The organism is Falsiroseomonas sp. RANM36 (assembly GCF_056682175.1).
The window spans coordinates 667,614-670,319 of the sequence record NZ_JBWXTD010000005.1 but is presented as its reverse complement, the minus strand read 5'-3'; the positions used below and the strand labels follow the sequence as shown (position 1 = coordinate 670,319).

At 73.1% G+C, this 2,706-nt stretch carries 1 protein-coding gene; it reads left to right on the top strand.

All coding sequences use genetic code 11. The annotated features are described in order from the left end of the window. Positions 1-2,706, top strand: a 2,706-nt coding sequence (locus AC1MIR_RS21240; protein ID WP_480030170.1) for a sensor histidine kinase, incomplete at both ends; no start/stop codon positions are given.

Below are 2,706 nucleotides of genomic sequence, written 5' to 3'. Positions count from 1 at the left end.
CCCGGCCCCGCGGCGACGCTGCACGGGCTGCGCGCCGCAAGCGGCCGGCGGGGCGGCGGCGCCGCCGCCTTCGGCTATGTCGAAAGCCCCGAGGACCCGGCCTGGTGGCTGCCGGCGGAAGGGGAGGCGGAGCGCAGCCGGGATTGGTGCACGCCCGAGGGCCGCTGGTTCCGCGTGCATCTCCGCCGGCTGGAGGGCGGCTGGCTGCTGGACGCGGCCGAGGTCACCGACTTCAAGCGCCACGAGAAGGACCTGGCCGAGGCCCGGCGGCGCCTGCAGACGGTGCTCGACCACATGACGGACGGCGTCCTGATGTGGGACGACGAGTTCCGCCTGGTGGTCGCCAATAACGGCACCGCGAAGGTCGCCGGCCTGCCGACGGCGATGCTGCATCCGGGCGTGAGCGTGCTCGACCTCATCCGGCTGCAGGAGAGCCGGGGCGATTTCGGCACGCCCCCCGCCACCGAGGCCGAGCTCGCGGACCGGGTGGCGCAGCGCGCGGCGCTGCTGACCCGGCCGGGCGGCGCCTCCGCCATCCGCCGCACGCCGTCCGGCGCCTGGGTGGAGGAGAAGTCCATCCCGATCGCCAGCGGCGGCACGGTGCTGATGTACCGCGACGTGACGGAGCTGAAGCAGCGCGAGGAGGAGCTGAACGCGGCGCGCGGGCAGCTGCAGACCGTGCTCGACCACATGACCGACGGCGTCGTGATGTGGGACGCCGAGTTCCGCGTGCTGTTCTTCAACAAGGAGACGCTGCGCGTCGGCGAGTTCCCGCCGGAGATGGCCTATCGCGGCGTCAACGTGCTCGACATCATGCGCCTGCAGGACCAGCGCGGCGAGTTCGGCACGCCGCCGCAGGACGAGGCGGAGCTGGAGAGCCGCGTGAAGCAGCGCGCCGCGCTGCTCTCCCGCCCCGGCGGCGTCACCTATGTCCGCCGCACGCCCTCCGGCAAGTGGCTGGAGGTGAAGTCCATCCCGATCGCCACCGGCGGGGCGGTGCTGATGTATCGCGACATCACCGCGCTGAAGGAGCGCGAGCAGGAGCTGCAGGAAGCGCGCGAGACGCAGCAGCTGATCCTGGACCACATGACGGACGGCGTCGTGCTGATGGACCAGGATCTTCGCTTCAAGCTGGCCAACCGCGCGGCGGCGCGGCTGCATGACGTGCCGGAGGAGTTCGGCCGCCCCGGCACCCCGGCGCGCGACGCGCTGCTCCATCGTATCCGGCGCGGCGACTACGGCCCGCCGCCGGAGGACCCTGCCGCGATCGAGGCGCTGGTCGAGAGCCAGCTCCGCCTGGCGCGCAACCCCGGCGGCCCGCCGGAGCTGCGCAAGGCGGCGAACGGGGCCTGGATCGAGGCCTCGGCCGTCGCGACGCAGGATGGCGGCGTGCTGGTGATCTATCGCGACATCACCGCGCTCAAGGAACGCGAGCAGGAACTGCAGGAGGCACGGGCGACGCACGAGCTGGTGCTGGAGACGATGAATGACGGGCTGGTGCTCTGGAGCCCGGATTTCCGCATCCGCCTGGTGAACCGCCAGCTCGCGCAGTTCTACGCCATCCCCGAGGCGCTGGCGCGCGCCGGCGCGGACGGGCGGGAGATCCTGCGCCTGATGTTCCGCCGCGGCGACTACGGCCCGCCGCCCGAAGAGGGTGCCGCGCTGGAGGCGGCGGTGACGGAAAAGGCGCGGCAGATCCTGCAGCCCGCCGGCGAGGCAGAGATCCGCCCCTCGCCGGCCGGCTACTGGATGGAGATCAGCCGCCACGCCCTGGCCGATGGCAGCGTGCTGACCAGCTACCGCAACATCACCCGCCTCAAGATGCGCGAGGCGGAGCTGAGCGAGGCGCGCGACGCGGCGGAAGCGGCGAACCGCGCGAAATCCGCCTTCCTCGCCGCGATGAGCCACGAGATCCGCACCCCGATGAACGGCGTGCTCGGCATGATCGAGGTGCTGGAGCGCTCGCCTCCAGGCCCGGCGCAGGCGCGCTGCATCGCGGTGATGCGCGACAGCGCGGGGCAGCTGCTGCGCATCATCGACGACCTGCTGGATTTCTCGAAGATCGAGGCCGGCAGGATGGAGCTGGAGGCCCTGCCCTTCTCGCTCGGCGGGCTGGTGGAAGGTGCCGTGGACACGCTCGGCGTGCAGGCGCGCGGCAAGGGCCTGGTGCTCGTCGCCGATCCGCCCGGGCCCGGGCCGGACATGGTCTCGGGCGATCCGGTGCGCGTGCGGCAGATCCTGTTCAACCTGATCGGCAACGCCATCAAGTTCACCGACAAGGGCTTCGTGCGGCTGGGCGCGGAGACGCGCGTCGGGGCGGATGGGGCGGTGGACGTGACGCTGGCGGTGGAGGACAGCGGCGTCGGCATGACGGAGGCGCAGATGGCGCGGCTGTTCCAGCCCTTCGCCCAGGCCGACAGCTCCACCACGCGGCGCTTCGGCGGCACCGGGCTCGGCCTGTCCATCGTGCGGCGGCTGGCGCGGCTGATGGGCGGCGACGTCACGGTGGAGAGCACGCCCGGCCGCGGCAGCCGCGTCGCCCACACGCAGCGGCACCGGGGCGCGGCCCGCCCCCCCCCCCGCGGCGCGGCCCCCCCCCCCCCCCCCAGGCCGTGCGGCTCGGCACCGGCCACGTTCCGGAGATCAACCCGCTGCACACGTCTTCCGACATCCGCAACCCGATGGTGCAGTCCGGCATCCCCTGTG